Origin of the sequence: Kosakonia sp. H7A (genome assembly GCF_003028445.1) — a bacterium.
Classification (GTDB): domain Bacteria; phylum Pseudomonadota; class Gammaproteobacteria; order Enterobacterales; family Enterobacteriaceae; genus Kosakonia; species Kosakonia radicincitans.
Map to the genome: position 1 here is coordinate 26,253 of NZ_PYTZ01000004.1, position 16,157 is coordinate 42,409.

Annotated in this window: 14 protein-coding genes; 4 read left to right on the plus strand and 10 right to left on the minus strand. The window is 52.2% G+C overall.

From position 1 onward, the window contains the following. Position 1: 1 nt before the first annotated feature. The 7 genes from cdsA to rpsB all read right to left on the minus strand — a co-directional run bounded on the left by cdsA (position 2) and on the right by rpsB (position 6,404). The gene (cdsA, locus tag CWM66_RS15255) at positions 2-859 is read right to left on the minus strand and encodes a phosphatidate cytidylyltransferase (protein ID WP_007373229.1); all 858 of its coding nucleotides are present in this window, start codon (positions 857-859) and stop codon (positions 2-4) included. Positions 860-871: 12 nt separating this feature from the next. Further along, entirely contained in the window at positions 872-1,630 is a 759-nt protein-coding gene (gene ispU, locus CWM66_RS15260) for a (2E,6E)-farnesyl-diphosphate-specific ditrans,polycis-undecaprenyl-diphosphate synthase (RefSeq protein WP_035886484.1), read from the minus strand. A gap of 185 nt (positions 1,631-1,815) precedes the next feature. Then, entirely contained in the window at positions 1,816-3,012 is a 1,197-nt protein-coding gene (gene ispC, locus CWM66_RS15265) for a 1-deoxy-D-xylulose-5-phosphate reductoisomerase (RefSeq protein ID WP_007373227.1), read from the minus strand. Positions 3,013-3,108: 96 nt separating this feature from the next. Further along, the gene (gene frr / locus CWM66_RS15270) at positions 3,109-3,666 is read right to left on the minus strand and encodes a ribosome recycling factor (protein ID WP_007373226.1); all 558 of its coding nucleotides are present in this window, start codon (positions 3,664-3,666) and stop codon (positions 3,109-3,111) included. Positions 3,667-3,815: 149 nt separating this feature from the next. Beyond that, the gene (gene pyrH, locus CWM66_RS15275) at positions 3,816-4,541 is read right to left on the minus strand and encodes a UMP kinase (protein WP_007373225.1); all 726 of its coding nucleotides are present in this window, start codon (positions 4,539-4,541) and stop codon (positions 3,816-3,818) included. A gap of 145 nt (positions 4,542-4,686) precedes the next feature. Next, a complete protein-coding gene (gene tsf / locus CWM66_RS15280; RefSeq protein WP_007373224.1) occupies positions 4,687-5,538 on the minus strand; it encodes a translation elongation factor Ts in 852 nt (283 codons plus the stop codon). Positions 5,539-5,678: 140 nt separating this feature from the next. Then, positions 5,679-6,404, minus strand: coding sequence for a 30S ribosomal protein S2 (rpsB, locus tag CWM66_RS15285; RefSeq protein WP_007373223.1), 726 nt, complete (start codon positions 6,402-6,404; stop codon positions 5,679-5,681). A 307-nt stretch (positions 6,405-6,711) separates the two neighbouring features. Between rpsB and map the strand changes: the two genes are divergently transcribed. The 4 genes from map to CWM66_RS15305 all read left to right on the plus strand — a co-directional run bounded on the left by map (position 6,712) and on the right by CWM66_RS15305 (position 11,701). Continuing rightward, complete coding sequence (gene map, locus CWM66_RS15290) at positions 6,712-7,503, plus strand: type I methionyl aminopeptidase (protein ID WP_007373222.1); 792 nt, start codon at positions 6,712-6,714, stop codon at positions 7,501-7,503. A 154-nt stretch (positions 7,504-7,657) separates the two neighbouring features. Further along, positions 7,658-10,333: a bifunctional uridylyltransferase/uridylyl-removing protein GlnD gene (gene glnD / locus CWM66_RS15295; RefSeq protein ID WP_071920231.1), complete on the plus strand. Its 2,676-nt coding sequence runs from the start codon at positions 7,658-7,660 to the stop codon at positions 10,331-10,333. Positions 10,334-10,365: 32 nt separating this feature from the next. Further along, positions 10,366-11,190: a 2,3,4,5-tetrahydropyridine-2,6-dicarboxylate N-succinyltransferase gene (gene dapD / locus CWM66_RS15300; protein WP_007373220.1), complete on the plus strand. Its 825-nt coding sequence runs from the start codon at positions 10,366-10,368 to the stop codon at positions 11,188-11,190. A gap of 121 nt (positions 11,191-11,311) precedes the next feature. After that, a complete protein-coding gene (locus CWM66_RS15305) occupies positions 11,312-11,701 on the plus strand; it encodes a DUF3461 family protein (protein WP_007373219.1) in 390 nt (129 codons plus the stop codon). Positions 11,702-11,743: 42 nt separating this feature from the next. Here CWM66_RS15305 and cdaR read toward each other — a convergent pair whose 3' ends face one another. The 3 genes from cdaR to dgt form a co-directional block, all read right to left on the minus strand. Continuing rightward, the gene (cdaR, locus tag CWM66_RS15310) at positions 11,744-12,901 is read right to left on the minus strand and encodes a DNA-binding transcriptional regulator CdaR (RefSeq protein ID WP_007373218.1); all 1,158 of its coding nucleotides are present in this window, start codon (positions 12,899-12,901) and stop codon (positions 11,744-11,746) included. Between the two features lie 159 nt (positions 12,902-13,060). After that, on the minus strand, positions 13,061-14,497 hold the full coding sequence (gene degP / locus CWM66_RS15315) for a serine endoprotease DegP (protein ID WP_035886488.1): 1,437 nt from the start codon (positions 14,495-14,497) through the stop codon (positions 13,061-13,063). Positions 14,498-14,632: 135 nt separating this feature from the next. Beyond that, on the minus strand, positions 14,633-16,147 hold the full coding sequence (dgt, locus tag CWM66_RS15325; RefSeq protein WP_007373216.1) for a dGTPase: 1,515 nt from the start codon (positions 16,145-16,147) through the stop codon (positions 14,633-14,635). Between the last annotated feature and the right edge of the window lie 10 nt (positions 16,148-16,157).

Sequence of the window (16,157 nt, forward strand, 5' to 3'; positions counted from 1 at the left end):
GTCAAATCGTCCTGAAAACCAGCAATAACAGGCAGGCAAATACGGGTACTGCCGCTGTCAGGCTGTCAATGCGATCCAGTATACCGCCATGACCCGGAATAAGATGACCACTATCTTTAATACCGGCTTCACGCTTGAACATACTTTCGGTTAAATCGCCCAGCACGGAGGCCAGTGCAGCCACCACAGAGCAAATCAGCAAAGTAGATGGTGTTATCTCGAGATTCGCCCAAGCGCCGTAACCCCAGGAGATCACCCCGGCAGTCAGCAGGCCGCCGAGAAAACCTTGCCAGGTTTTTCCCGGAGAGACTTTTGGTGCCAGCTTATGTTTGCCGAATAATTTACCAAACATGTATGCGCCGGAATCAGCTCCCCAGACGAGGATCATGACATACAGTAACCACAGCGCGCCATCATAGTGGTTATCGTTGTAGTGCCAGGCGCGCAGTGCCAGCATGCCCCAAAAAAAAGGCACAATCGTTAATATGCCAAACACAAGACGCAAAACTCTGGAGTTGCGCCACAACGCGGCAGACGCCGGGTAACTCAATACCAACAACAGCGCGCCCACCCACCAGGCCAGCGAGGCCCAAAGCGAGAGTTCCACCAGCGGTTGATGGATATTATTGTGATATTGCGGCAACAGCAGCAACATGAGCGCCAACAGCAGCCCGCACAATACCGCCAGCCAAACCCGCTGAGAACGGGACGAAAAACCGCTTAGTTGCCCCCACTCCCACGCAGCAAGCATACAAACAGCGAGCGTAACGATCGCAAAACCCACCAGCGGCAACCAAAAAAGGGCTGCGATAACTATGGGAATTAATACAAAAGCAGAAATCAGGCGATACTTCAGCAAAAGCTACCCCCATCAGGCGTTTTCGCCACCAGGCTCGGTGCCGCCGAAACGACGCTCTCGATTGGCAAAGGCATGCAGCGCACCTTCAAAGTCTTGTTCATCAAAATCGGGCCAAAGAACATCAGTAAAGTAAAGTTCGGCATAGGCAATTTGCCAAAGTAAAAAGTTACTTATGCGATGTTCTCCACCAGTCCTAATCACTAAATCAACGGGAGCCAGCTCATGCATGCAGACTTGCTTATTAAGCGTTCCTTCATCAATTTGATCCGGGCGTAACAGCCCTTCCTGCACTTGCACGGCTAATTGCCGGACTCCCTGAACGATATCCCAGCGACCACCATAGTTCGCTGCGATATTCAGCGTCAGCCCGGTATTCTGGGCGGTCAACGCTTCTGCTTTGCGGATACGCTCCTGCAAACGCATATTAAAACGACTGGTATCACCAATGATGCGCAAGCGCACATTGTGGCGGTGCAGGCTTTTTACTTCGCTATCCAGCGCCCACACAAACAGCTCCATCAGCGCGCTAACTTCCTGCGCCGGGCGATTCCAGTTTTCACTACTAAAAGCATAAAGCGTCAGTGCATCGATACCATTGTTGGCGGCAAATGAGACCGCGCGGCGAACAGACTTTGCTCCAGCTCTGTGACCAAAGGCGCGGAGTTTCCCCTGTCTTTTTGCCCAGCGACCATTGCCATCCATGATTATCGCAACATGGCGGCAGCCATGTGTTGGCAAATTTTCGCTTATCGGTTGGTTAACTGACAACATAACGCGTTTTAGTCCCTGAAAAGGATTTAGCGGTACTCAGGAATACAAAGCCCTTACGCAAAAAAGCCGCGTAAACCACGGCTTACACAATCCGCCATATCACAAACTGGCAATTTTGTGGCGCAGACTATATCACCGAAGCCTAACGCTAACAAATAGCACCGTTGCTCATGACTGTAATATCACTAGCTTGCGAGACGCATCACTTGTTTTTGCGCAGCCTCACGAGCTTGCGCATCGACAGCAAGTACATCATCAATACTCTGCGGCTCTCGCAAATCCATCTGCTCAAGCACAGACAGATTAAGGGCTGCGATATCTGTGAAACGGATTGCAGATGCCAGGAATGCCGAGACAGTCACCTCGTTTGCTGCGTTCAGCGCCGTTGTCGCTGCCTGCCCTTCATCGGAGGCATCAATAGCCAGCTTCAGACAAGGATAGCGAGCGAAATCAGGCTCTGCGAAACTTAATGAACTCAGTTTGCAAAAATCGAGGGCATTGACGCCAGACGGCACGCGCTCAGGCCACGCCATCGTATGTGCAATGGGTGTACGCATATCCGGCTCACCCAACTGCGCCAAAACACTGCCATCCTGATAGCGAACCATAGAGTGGATCACCGATTGCGGGTGAATCAGCACTTCCATCTGGCGGGCAGAGGCATTAAACAACCAGCGTGCTTCAATGTATTCCAGACCTTTATTCATCATGGTGGCGGAATCAACGGAGATTTTACGTCCCATTGACCAGTTCGGATGACGACATGCCTGATCCGGCGTCATTGCTGCCAAATCAGACAGCGGCGTCTCCCGGAACGGGCCACCAGACCCGGTAAGCAGAATAGAGGAAACCCCATTCAGCTCAAGATCAGCGTACCCCAGGTTCTGCTGAATTGTTTCCGGTAAACTCTGAAAAATCGCGTTATGCTCGCTATCAACCGGCAAAAGCCGCGCGCCGCTCTCTTTCACCGCCTCCATAAACAGACGCCCGCAGGTTACCAGCGCCTCTTTATTAGCAAGCAAAACGGTTTTACCGGCGCGAATGGCAGCCAGTGTAGGCACCAGTCCGGCGGCACCGACAATCGCTGCCATCACCTGATCGACGCCATTTAGCGCGGCCATTTCGCAAGCGGCTTGTTGGCCACTGAGGACTTCCGTACGGCAGCCATGCTCACGCAGCGCCAGTTTCACTTGCTGTGCGCTGTGCGCGTCATCCATTACGGCGAAACGAGGAGAGAATTCGAGACACTGCTCAATCATACGGGCAACGTTCTTACCCGCGACAAGCGCAGTAACGGAAAAGCGTTCAGGGTTATGGCGAACCACATCAAGCGTGCTGCAACCAATAGAACCCGTTGAGCCCAGAAGGGTTAAATGCTTCATTAAACGCTCACAATGTTGCGAGGATAAAAAGCAAAACGCCGCCAGCAAAGCCACCGGAATGGCTCTCTGTACGGCGTTTTAGTCGGTTTTTTCGAATCAGAACTGCATCAGTTCTGCTTCTTTGTCCGCCAGCGCCGCTTCCACTTTTTTAATCGCGGCGTCGGTCAGCTTCTGCACGTCTTCTTGTGAACGACGATCGTCATCTTCACTGATTTCTTTATCTTTCAGCAGCGCTTTTACTTTATCGTTCGCGTCACGGCGGACGTTACGTACCGCAACACGCGCCTGTTCAGCTTCGCCGCGCACGACTTTAATCAGATCTTTACGACGTTCTTCCGTCAGCGCCGGCAGCGGAACGCGGATATCGCTACCCGCAGAGCTTGGATTCAGGCCCAGGTCAGAGGTCAGAATCGCTTTCTCAACAGCAGGGCTCATAGAACGATCGAACACGTTGATTTTCAGAGTACGGGAGTCTTCTACCGTCACGCTGGCCAGCTGACGCAGCGGAGTCGGCGTACCGTAATATTCCACAACGATGCCATCCAGCAGGCTCGGGGAAGCGCGGCCAGTGCGCACTTTGCTGATTTGGGTTTTGAACGCTTCAACGCATTTTTCCATGCGTACTTCAGCATCTTTTCTGATATCACTAATCACGTTACGGATCCTTGAAATCTTGTCGCAGACAGGCCATACGGCGGGTGTGCTAAGTATAGCCTGTTCAATTAATGGCACCGCGAAGATGCCAGAAAGGACTGCTTAATAAATTAAAGCGGAATCTTACCTTTATTTATTGCTTACGGGAATTATTCCGTAATCAATGTGCCTTCTTTTTCGCCCATGACAACGCGACGCAGCGCGCCAGGTTTGTTCATGTTAAATACGCGAATCGGCAATTTGTGGTCGCGAGCCAGCGTAAAGGCTGCCAGATCCATCACTTTCAGTTCTTTGTCCAGCACTTCGGTATAGGTCAGTTGCTCACACAGGGTGGCGGTCGGATCCTGTACCGGATCGGCAGTGAATACACCGTCAACTTTCGTCGCTTTCAATACCACATCAGCTTCGATTTCGATGCCGCGCAGACACGCGGCAGAATCGGTGGTAAAGAACGGGTTACCCGTACCTGCACTAAAAATCACAACGCGATTATTACGCAGCAGGCTGATCGCTTCTGCCCAACTGTAATTATCACAGACGCCATTCAGCGGAAAAGCAGACATCAAACGCGCGTTCACATAGGCACGATGCAACGCATCACGCATTGCCAGGCCGTTCATAACCGTCGCCAGCATACCCATGTGGTCGCCCACAACACGGTTCATCCCCGCTTTCGCCAGACCTGCCCCACGGAACAGGTTACCACCGCCAATCACTACGCCAACCTGAACACCCAGTTCAACCAGCTCTTTAATTTCCTGCGCCATACGGTCGAGAATACTTGCGTCGATACCGAAGCCTTCTGATCCCTGGAGCGCTTCGCCGCTAAGCTTAAGCAGAATGCGTTTGTAGACGGGTTTTGCATTGGTAGCCATGTTTCTTTCCTGAGACTGTCAACAATTGGACGGGTTTAATACTGGCGTATGATACGTCGCCTGCCAGCGCAAACACTAGTGTGCTGGCTGATTTTCAGATGAAGGGCATAAAAAGAAGCCGCCCTCAGGCGGCTCCTTTTAATGATTAAGACTGCTTGGACATGGCAGCAACTTCTGCTGCGAAGTCAGTCTCAACTTTCTCGATGCCTTCACCCACTTCGAAGCGAATGAAGCCAGTCACGTCAGCGTTGTGCTCTTTCAGCAGCTGACCAACGGTTTTGCTCGGTTCCATAACGAAAGGCTGGCCGGTCAGAGAAACTTCGCCGGTGAATTTCTTCATGCGGCCTTCAACCATTTTCTCTGCTATTTCTTTCGGCTTGCCAGACTGCATGGCGATATCCAGCTGAACCTGGTACTCTTTTTCTACCACTTCAGCGGACACGTCTTCCGGCTTAACGAATTCCGGCTTGCTTGCAGCGATGTGCATAGCCAGCTGTTTAACCAGCTCTTCGTCAGCATTTTTAGCCGCAACCAGAACACCGATACGTGCGCCGTGCTGGTAAGAGCCCAGAACATCACCTTCCAGAGAAGATACGCGACGGATGTTGATGTTCTCACCGATTTTAGCAACCAGCGCTACACGCTCTTCTTCGAACTGTGCTTTCAGAACTTCAACGTCAGTGATTTTGCCAGCAACAGCTGCGTCCAGAACTTTGTTCGCAAATGCCTGGAAACCGCCATCTTTAGCAACGAAGTCAGTCTGGCAGTTAACTTCCAGAATGATGCCGTAGGTGCCATCGATTTTAGTGATGATCACGCCGTCAGCAGCAACGTTGCCTGCTTTTTTGGCAGCTTTGATCGCACCAGATTTACGCATGTTCTCGATCGCCAGCTCGATGTCGCCGTTCGCTTCAGTCAGCGCTTTTTTGCAATCCATCATGCCTGCGCCAGTACGTTCACGCAGCTCTTTTACCAGGGATGCGGTAATTTCAGCCATTCTTTAATCCTCGGGAGAGATATGACCTGCACGGTTACAGGAACCAAACAGGCTTAAAAGTGAAAAAGGGGGCCATAAACAGGCCCCCTAACCAAACTCGGTACTACCTGCTCAATAAGGGGCTCAGAGAGCGTGCCTTATTATTCAGCTTCTACGAAGCTTTCTTCCGCCTGAGTAGCCAGATCCGAAGAACGGCCTTCACGAACGGTAGCAGCAACGGCATTCAGGTACAGGCTAACAGCACGGATTGCGTCGTCGTTACCCGGGATAACGAAGTCAACGCCGTCCGGATCGGAGTTGGTATCAACGATAGCAAATACCGGAATACCCAGGTTGTTTGCTTCTTTGATTGCGATGTGCTCGTGGTCGGCGTCGATAACGAACAGAGCGTCCGGCAGACCGCCCATGTCTTTGATACCGCCCAGGCTGTTTTCCAGCTTGTCCAGCTCACGAGTGCGCATCAGCGCTTCTTTCTTGGTCAGCTTGTCGAAGGTACCGTCCTGAGACTGAGTTTCCAGGTCTTTCAGACGTTTGATGGACTGACGAACGGTTTTCCAGTTAGTCAGCATACCGCCCAGCCAGCGATGGTTCACGAAGAACTGGTCGCAGTTCAGAGCAGATTCTTTCACCGCTTCGCTTGCAGCGCGTTTAGTACCAACGAACAAAATTTTGCCTTTACGGGCAGCAATTTTTTTCAGCTCATCCAGAGCTTCGTTGAACATCGGTACAGTTTTCTCAAGGTTGATGATGTGAACTTTGTTACGAGCACCGAAGATGAACGGCTTCATTTTCGGGTTCCAGTAACGGGTCTGGTGACCAAAGTGAACACCAGCCTTGAGCATGTCGCGCATGGAAACAGTTGCCATGATTAAAACCTCTATATAAAAGTTGGGGTTATGCCTCCACGTATCCCATATTACCGACCCCGAAGGGCACCCCGGAATATGTGCCGATACGTGTGTGTTATTACACAAAGTGAGATTTGTGGCTCACGTCCCAAAACAGGAACGGAGTCCGGCGCGCTTTATACCACAAAATGCCGCAGGAAACCAATAGTTGTTGACGCAGAGTGCGGTTACTGATTCTCAATTTGGCACAAGCCTCGCCTGACTGTTACCATTGACAGCACTAACCTGGTATAGTCGAAAAATTCGACGCTGACGGACCCATTCCATGGCTATCTCTATTAAAACTCCTGAAGAAATCGAAAAAATGCGCGTCGCCGGCCGTCTCGCCGCCGAAGTGCTCGAAATGATCGCACCGCACATCAAACCGGGCGTCACCACCGGCGAACTGGATCGCATCTGCAACGACTACATCGTTAACGAGCAGCATGCAATCTCTGCCTGCCTCGGTTATCACGGCTTCCCGAAATCCGTGTGCATTTCTATTAATGAAGTGGTTTGCCACGGCATTCCGGATGACGAAAAACACCTGAAAGATGGCGATATCGTCAATATCGACGTGACCGTCATCAAAGACGAATACCACGGCGACACGTCCAAAATGTTTATTGTCGGCAAACCGACCATCCTGGGCGAGCGCCTGTGCCACGTCACTCAAGAGAGCCTTTACCTGGCGCTGCGCATGGTGAAACCGGGTATCCGCCTGCGCACGCTGGGCGCTGCGATCCAAAAATACGTTGAAGCGCAGGGCTTTTCCGTGGTGCGTGAATATTGTGGTCACGGTATTGGCCGTGGCTTCCACGAAGAGCCGCAGGTTCTGCACTATGATGCAGACGACGGCGGCGTTGTGTTGCAGGCCGGTATGACTTTCACGATCGAACCGATGGTCAACGCTGGTGATTATCGTATTCGCACCATGAAAGATGGCTGGACGGTAAAAACCAAAGACCGCAGCCTGTCGGCGCAATATGAACATACCATTGTGGTGACCGAAACCGGCTGCGAGATCCTGACGCTGCGTAAAGATGACACCATCGACGCAGTGCTGACCGCCGCCTGAGTCGGTGCGCTTCAGCTACCTCAACGGTCCGCTCTGCGGGCCGTTTTTTTTTGCCCTTTTTGCGCCAGCGTCATAGATATAAACGACTTTTCATTTCTTACCATCTCTTTTAATTTGTCTCTACATAACCCCGCATGCCGAATGGGTGGCGATAATGAGTAATCTCTCTTCCGAACAGTTTGTCAGTACAGTACAACCCACCCTTCCCGGCCAGCCGGCGTATCCTGGTGCCTGGTCTCAGGACGAATTGCAGTGCGCCAACATTAAAGCGCACATTGACGCCTTTCAGCAGTGGTTGGGGCACGTTTTCGACGCAGGCATTTCCGCGGAACAACTGATTGAAGCCCGCACCGAATTTATCGATCAGCTTTTGCAGCGCTTATGGCTGGGGTACGGCTTCGGTGAAGTCGGCGATATCGCGCTGGTTGCGGTAGGCGGTTACGGTCGGGGTGAACTGCACCCCTTATCGGATATCGATCTGTTGATTCTCAGCCGTAACAAACTTCCCGATGAGCAGGCCCAGAAAATCGGCGAGCTACTGACGCTGCTGTGGGATGTGAAACTGGAAGTCGGCCACAGCGTACGCACTCTGAATGAGTGTTTGCAGGAGGGGCTATCGGATCTCACGGTCGCCACGAACCTGATTGAATCGCGGCTATTGATTGGCGATGTCGCGCTGTTTCTGGAATTGCAAAAACACATCTTTAGCGATGACTTCTGGCCTTCCGAAACCTTCTTCCCGGCCAAAGTGGTGGAGCAAAATGAGCGCCACCAGCGCTATCATGGCACCAGCTATAACCTTGAACCGGATATAAAAAGTAGCCCCGGAGGGCTGCGCGACATCCATACATTGCAGTGGGTCGCTCGCCGTCATTTTGGCGCAACATCGCTGGACGAAATGGTCGGTTTCGGCTTTTTGACCGAAGCCGAACGCAATGAGCTGAATGAGTGTTTGCACCTGCTGTGGCGGATCCGCTTTGCGCTACATCTGGAGCTAAATCGCTACGACAACCGCCTACTTTTTGATCGGCAGCTCAGCGTTGCCCAACGTCTGAATTACGTAGGCGAAGGCAATCAGCCGGTTGAACATATGATGAAAGATTTCTTCCGCGTCACGCGCCGCGTCAGCGAACTGAATCAGATGCTGCTGCAACTCTTTGACGAAGCTATTCTGGCGCTGACTGACGATGAAAGGCCGCGCGCGATTGATGATGAGTTCCAGTTACGCGGTACGCTGATCGACCTGCGCGATGAGACGCTCTTCATTCGCGAGCCGCAGGCGATTTTGCGCATGTTTTATATCATGGTGCGTAACAGCACGATCACCGGGATTTACTCCACCACCCTGCGCCATCTGCGTCACGCGCGTCGCCATCTGACGCAGCCGCTGTGCTATATCCCGGAAGCGCGCTCAATTTTCCTCAGCATGCTTCGCCACCCCGGCGCGGTCAGCCGCGGGCTACTGCCGATGCATCGCCACAGCGTACTGTGGGCTTATATGCCGCAGTGGTCGCACATTGTTGGTCAGATGCAGTTTGACCTGTTCCACGCCTATACCGTGGACGAACACACCATCCGCGTGCTGCTGAAGCTGGAGAGCTTCGGCAAAGAAGAGACGCGCAATAAGCACCCATTGTGCGTGGAGCTGTGGCCGCGCCTGACGCACCCGGAGTTGATACTGATTGCAGCATTGTTCCATGATATCGCCAAAGGTCGCGGCGGCGATCACTCGGTGCTCGGCGCGCAGGATGTATTGAAATTTGCGGAATTACATGGGCTGAACTCGCGGGAAACCCAGCTCGTTGCCTGGCTGGTACGTCATCACTTGCTGATGTCAGTCACCGCCCAGCGCCGCGATATTCAGGATCCGGAAGTGATCAAACAGTTCGCCGAAGAGGTACAAACGGAGAACCGTCTGCGCTTCCTCGTCTGCCTGACCGTCGCGGACATTTGCGCCACCAATGAAACCCTGTGGAATAGCTGGAAACAGAGCCTGTTGCGCGAACTCTATTTCGCAACCGAAAAACAGCTGCGCCGCGGCATGCAAAACACACCAGATATGCGCGAACGTGTGCGCCACCATCAGTTGCAAGCGCTGGCGCTACTGCGGATGGACAATATTGATGAAGAGCAACTGCATCAGATCTGGGCGCGCTGCCGCGCCAACTATTTTGTTCGCCACAGCCCAAATCAGCTTGCCTGGCATGCGCGACACTTATTGCAGCACGATCTGAGCAAACCGATGATCCTGCTGAGCCCGCAGGCAACGCGCGGCGGTACCGAGATCTTTATCTGGAGCCCGGATCGGCCGTACCTGTTTGCCGCCGTCTGCGCCGAACTCGACAGACGTAACCTCAGCGTCCATGACGCGCAAATCTTTACCACGCGCGACGGCATGGCGATGGATACCTTCATCGTGCTGGAACCGGACGGCAGCCCGCTCTCCGCCGATCGTCACGATGCTATCTGCTTTGGCCTGGAACAGGCGATTACCCAGCACAGCTGGCAGCCGCCGCAACCGCGTCGCCAGCCGGCTAAATTACGCCACTTTACGGTGGATACTGAGGTGAATTTCCTGCCGACACACACCGACAGAAAATCATTCCTGGAATTGATTGCTCTCGATCAGCCAGGCTTGCTGGCGCGGGTCGGTCAGGTGTTCGCGGATCTGGGAATTTCGCTGCATGGCGCCCGAATTACAACCATTGGTGAGCGAGTAGAAGATTTATTCATAATCGCAACTGCCGACCGGCGTGGCCTTAATAATGCGCTGCAAAAGGAGGTACAACAACGGTTGACAGAGGCCCTCAATCCAAACGATAAAGGGTGATTGATTTTTTACACTGATGGAAAGAGTAAACAATGCAGCAGTTACAGAACGTTATTGAAGCGGCTTTCGAGCGTCGCGCAGAGATCACCCCGGCAAATGTGGATACCGTAACTCGCGAAGCGGTAAATCAGGTTATTGCCCTGCTCGATTCCGGCGCACTGCGTGTCGCAGAAAAAATCGAAGGCCAGTGGGTCACTCATCAATGGCTGAAAAAGGCCGTTCTGCTCTCTTTCCGCATTAACGATAACCAGGTTATCGACGGTGCGGAAAGCCGCTACTTCGATAAAGTACCGATGAAATTTGCCGACTATGACCAGGCGCGCTTTCAGAAAGAAGGCTTCCGCGTGGTTCCGCCAGCAGCGGTTCGTCAGGGCGCATTTATTGCCCGCAATACTGTGCTGATGCCGTCTTATGTGAACATCGGCGCATATGTTGATGAAGGTACGATGGTGGATACCTGGGCGACCGTAGGTTCCTGTGCGCAGATTGGTAAGAATGTTCACCTCTCCGGCGGCGTCGGTATTGGCGGTGTTCTGGAGCCATTACAGGCAAACCCGACTATCATTGAAGATAACTGCTTTATCGGTGCGCGTTCAGAAGTAGTGGAAGGCGTTATTGTTGAAGAAGGTTCGGTTATCTCGATGGGCGTTTATATCGGCCAGAGCACGCGAATTTACGATCGTGAAACTGGCGAAGTGCATTACGGCCGTGTGCCGGCTGGCTCCGTGGTTGTTTCCGGCAATCTGCCATCTAAAGATGGCAAATACAGCCTGTACTGCGCTGTAATCGTGAAGAAAGTTGATGCCAAAACCCGTGGCAAAGTAGGTATTAACGAACTGCTGCGCACCATCGACTAAGTCTTTCCCTCTCCCTGTTTGGGAGAGGGTGATATATCCCGCCTTTTTTGCATTTTCATGTGGCAAAAATAGATTTTTTCGTTAATTATTCATAGGTTATGTTGAGCTTAAGGGTACCGCTATGTACGATAATCTGAAAAGTTTAGGCATCACCAATCCTGATGAAATCGATCGCTATAGCCTCCGCCAGGAAGCGAACAACGATATTCTGAAAATCTATTTTCATAAGGACAAAGGCGAGTTTTTTGCCAAGAGCGTCAAATTCAAATACCCCCGCCAGCGTAAAACAGTCGTCGCCGACGGTGTAGGACAAGGCTATAAAGAGGTGCAGGAGATCAGTCCTAACCTGCGTTATGTGATTGATGAACTGGATCAAATCTGCCAGCGCGATCGCACTGAAGTCGATCTGAAACGTAAGATCCTTGACGATCTACGCCATCTTGAAAGCGTAGTGACCAATAAGATTAATGAAATCGAATCCGATCTTGAGAAACTGACCCGCAATAAATAAGTCCATTTTGCCGGGTGGGGTCTTCCCTCTCCCGGCAAAATATCAGTGTTGTTCATCCAGTTGCAGCGCCACGTACAGCAGCAACCTGTCATCGAAATTGCCTAAATCCAGCCCCGTCAGTTCAGAGATACGATTCAGACGATATTCCAGCGTGTTTCGGTGAATAAAAAGCGCCTTCGATGTTGCCAGCGGTTGCACGTTATGACGAAACCAGGCCGCCAGCGTACGGCGCAGTAGCCCATTGTTGTCCATCGCTTTTAAACGAGACAATGGACGCGCCAGTTCATTGGCCTGCCAGCCGCCACGCAAACTGTCGAGCAGCACCGGCAGCATTAAATCCTGGTAAAAGTAACTGCGGTTTTCCGGCATACGCTGTTTACCCACCATCATGGTGGTACGCGCCGTACGATACGATCGGGCAATGCTGCCCGGCCCGGTAAAATAGTTGCCCAGCGCGACACGAAAGCGCAGCTGGCCATTCTCTTTCATACGGGTAATCAATTGTTCTACACGTTTGCGGTGATCTTCCGCATCCCAGCGACCAAACTGATTGAGCGCCGGTTTCAGCACCACCATTTCAGTCAGTGAGACAATCGCAATCAGGTTGTTGCGTTCCGGTGTCGTCAGCGCATTTTGTAGCTGTTGTAGCTCAGCCATTGCGCTATCCACACCCAACTGGCCGCTGTCCACTTCCACCACCGCAACGACACGCGGCTGATTTAAATCTATGCCGAGGCGCTGCGCCCACTCAGTTAACGCCGGAGTGTGCTCTTCAGCCTGGATCAGATTCATCACCAATTCTTCACGCAGGCGGCTATCCTGCGCCAGCAGATGCATCAGACGAGACTGTTCCAGCATCATTTCGGCAGTCATACAGACCAGTTCGCCATATTTACGTAACGTTTCCGGTTCGCCGGTCAGACCGATAACGCCAACAATTTCCCCTTCAAGGCGCAGCGGCAAGTTGATGCCCTGGCGTACGCCATGCAGATGGCGGGCAACCGCGTCATCAATATCGACAACACGCCCCTGGGAGAGAACCAATAGCGCGCCTTCGTGCAATTCACCAATTCGTTCACGATCGCCACTACCGATGATGCGACCGCGTGCATCCATGACGTTAATGTTCGTATCGATGATGCGCATCGTCCGCGCCACGATATCCTGTGCCATTTTAGTATCAAGATGCCAGCCAGCCATGTAACCCTCCCCTGTGCAGAGCCCAAGCATATGGGAGAAAGTCCTGGCAATCACTGTGCAAATGCACAAAGCAACATTCGGAAGTATGGAGTTGTGGAAGGCTTCACAAAACGGGAGGAGAGCCCTCTTCCCCGACATGGAGGAAGAGGGTCTGGCAGATTACTGCATCAACAGGTAGATGGAAGTATCACCACGCTGAATGTTCAACGCCAGTACGGAAGGTTTGCTGTCGAGAATTTTGCGCAACTCGGCGATATTTTTCACCGGCTGTTGGTTCGCGCCAACAATGACATCACCTTTTTTCAGGCCAATCTGCGCCGCCTGGGAGTTGGCTTTCACCGAATTCACCACCACGCCGCCATCTTTGCCTTTATTGCTCATTTCCGCGCCATCAATTCCGCTGAAAATAGTGCTGGAATCAACCTGGTTCTGGCTGCTCTGCTGCAGTTCCAGCGTAATGTTCACCGGTTTGCCGTCACGCAACATGCCCAGTTCAACTTTGCTGCCAATCGGCATTGAACCCACTTCAGCACGCAGTGCGGCAAAGCTGCTGATAGGCTTACCATTAAGCGAAGTAATCACGTCGCCCGCTTTCACACCCGCTTTCGCGGCGGCAGAATTCGGCATCACCTGGCTAACAAACGCCCCGCGCTGCGCATCGACTTTCATCGCTTTTGCCAGCTCAGAGTTCAGCTCGGTGCCCATAATACCCAGTTCTCCACGGCGAACCTGACCGTACTGAACCATCTGCCCGGTAAGGTTTTTCACCATATTACTTGGGATGGCGAAGCCGATACCGATGTTGCCGCCGTCCGGCGCAAGGATCGCGGTGTTGATACCAATCAGCTCACCGTTCAGGTTCACCAGCGCGCCGCCGGAGTTCCCGCGGTTGATCGCTGCATCGGTCTGGATAAAGTTTTCATAGTTCTCCGCATTCAGACCGCTACGGCCCAGCGCGGAAACAATCCCGGAGGTCACGGTTTCGCCCAGACCGAACGGGTTACCAATCGCCACGGTGTAATCGCCCACGCGCAACGCATCAGAGTCGGCAATCTTAATCGCCGTCAGGTTTTTCGGATCCTGGATTTGAATCAGCGCGATATCAGAACGCGGATCTTTACCCACGACTTTGGCGTCAAATTTGCGCCCATCGCTCAGTTGTACCTTGATAGTATTCGCGTTATCCACGACGTGGTTGTTAGTAACGACATAGCCTTTCGCTGCGTCAATAATCACTCCGGAACCCAACGCCATAAATTTCTGCTGCTGGCTATCGGCGCCGCCCTGACCATCCTGGCCGCCGCCCTGGCAGAACGGCGAGCCCTGGAACGGTGATCCATCCTGGCAGAACGGTGAATTATCACCGAAGAACTGCTGGAAGTTGCGCGGCATACGCGGTGTGTTTACCGTGGTGCTGCCTTCAACATTGATACTCACGACCGATGGCATAACTTTTTCCAGCATCGGCGCGAGGCTTGGCATTTGCTGCGATGTGGTCGCTGAAGATGCTGTTTCCGCTGCCATAGCCGACAGAGGGGACAGCGCTAAACTTAAACTCAGAGCCAATGCACTCATTGCTAACGTGGTTTTTTTCATGTCTCTCAATCTCATTACCGATTAACGCAAACTGCTGTGTATGTGTCACTCAGAGTCGATTTATAGCCTGAAGTTCAGGAATCAAGTGTCTGGAAAAAGTAAAAATTTATTGGCTGTCTTTACAATTCAAACACGTTATTCCACGGCCATCATCCGTCTATATTCATCCCATGAATATAGATCTGTCATACCGCTAATATAGTCCTGGATTAATCGACAACGGTGATAATACTCCAGCACCGGATACGCCAAAGCATCGGGCGATAATTTGCTGACCGCCTCGACATACGCGAGCCGGTGGCGCGTCGAAAGTTTATGAAACAGGCGCGATTCAATCGGGAAACGACGCAAACGTTCTTTTTCCACCAGCTCGGTAAAATCCGCCAGTGATAATTGCAACAACGGGCGGTAAATTTCCAGCAGCCCGCTAATCACGCGATAACCCTGTAATTCCAGTTGCTCGACGTCCGGGTGGCTGAACACCTGTTTAATGGCGACATTTTTATATAATTCAAGTAGCTGGCTGAAGTCGCTATCATCTTCCAGCAAAGCATGGTTGAATTCTCCGCTGAAAATCTGCGGCAGATTATCAATAAATCGTTGTGCGGCGTAGGGCACCAGTTTATTCAGCGTGTTCACACGCAAATACATGAAGAACTGATCTTCTGCGCTGCGGCTCATAGAATTAACACGGGATTTGTCCCACGCATTTTCGACAACCTGAGCAAACAGCGATCCTTTTTCATGCTCGCCCCAGGCATCATAAAGATGCTGATAAAGTTGCTCGGCAGTGAAAATACGTTTCTCAACGGCATCTTCCAGATCGGCGACACAATAAGAGATATCGTCGGCAGCCTCCATTATCCACGTCAAAGGGAAGCGGCTGTAAATATCGAGATCTAATTCTTTACGTAAGCGCGCAACATACGCTTCCTCGGAAAAATAATAACCCGGTTTTTTCATTAAATAGCTGTGCGAAGCCGGCGGTTCTCCAACCCACCACGCCGGACGGGTATATTTTAAAATACAGCCAACCTGTGCCCAGGTCAGATTCATGCGCATTAATGTATGCACCAGACGAATACCCTGCGCATTACCTTCAAAATGGCTTAAATCGTGACGAACCTTGCAGCGCAGCGCGTTAAGTTCATCCTCCCCTTCGCGCAGACGCAATACCACCACTTCGCAGCGATCGTCAGATGATGGCTGTCCGACAGCGTCATCCGGTGATAAACGCTGGCGGAACCAGTCATTAATGGCCGCTTCGCCAAAATGACCGAATGGCGGGTTGCCGATATCGTGCATCAGACAGGCCATTTCGACGATGCTCTCGAAGGGCCCGGTCAGTTCATCCAGGCCATAAGTTTCCAGCAGGCGCTGCTCTTTCAAACGGCTGAGGATCTCTTTGGCGATATAGCGCCCCACTTGCTGTACTTCCAGCGAGTGCGTCAACCGCGTACGAACCGCCGCATTTCGCTCCAGCGGGAAAACCTGAGTTTTTTGCTGCAAACGCCGGATAGCGGGAGAGTTGATGATCCGCCCGCGATCGCTTTCAAAAATACGCAGAATTTCACGTTCGGTTTTCACGCCCTGCGGCGAACGATAGCGGCGGCGCCAGTTTATCTTGTTGCGAAAATCGATCTCTGCCATTTCCTCTCCT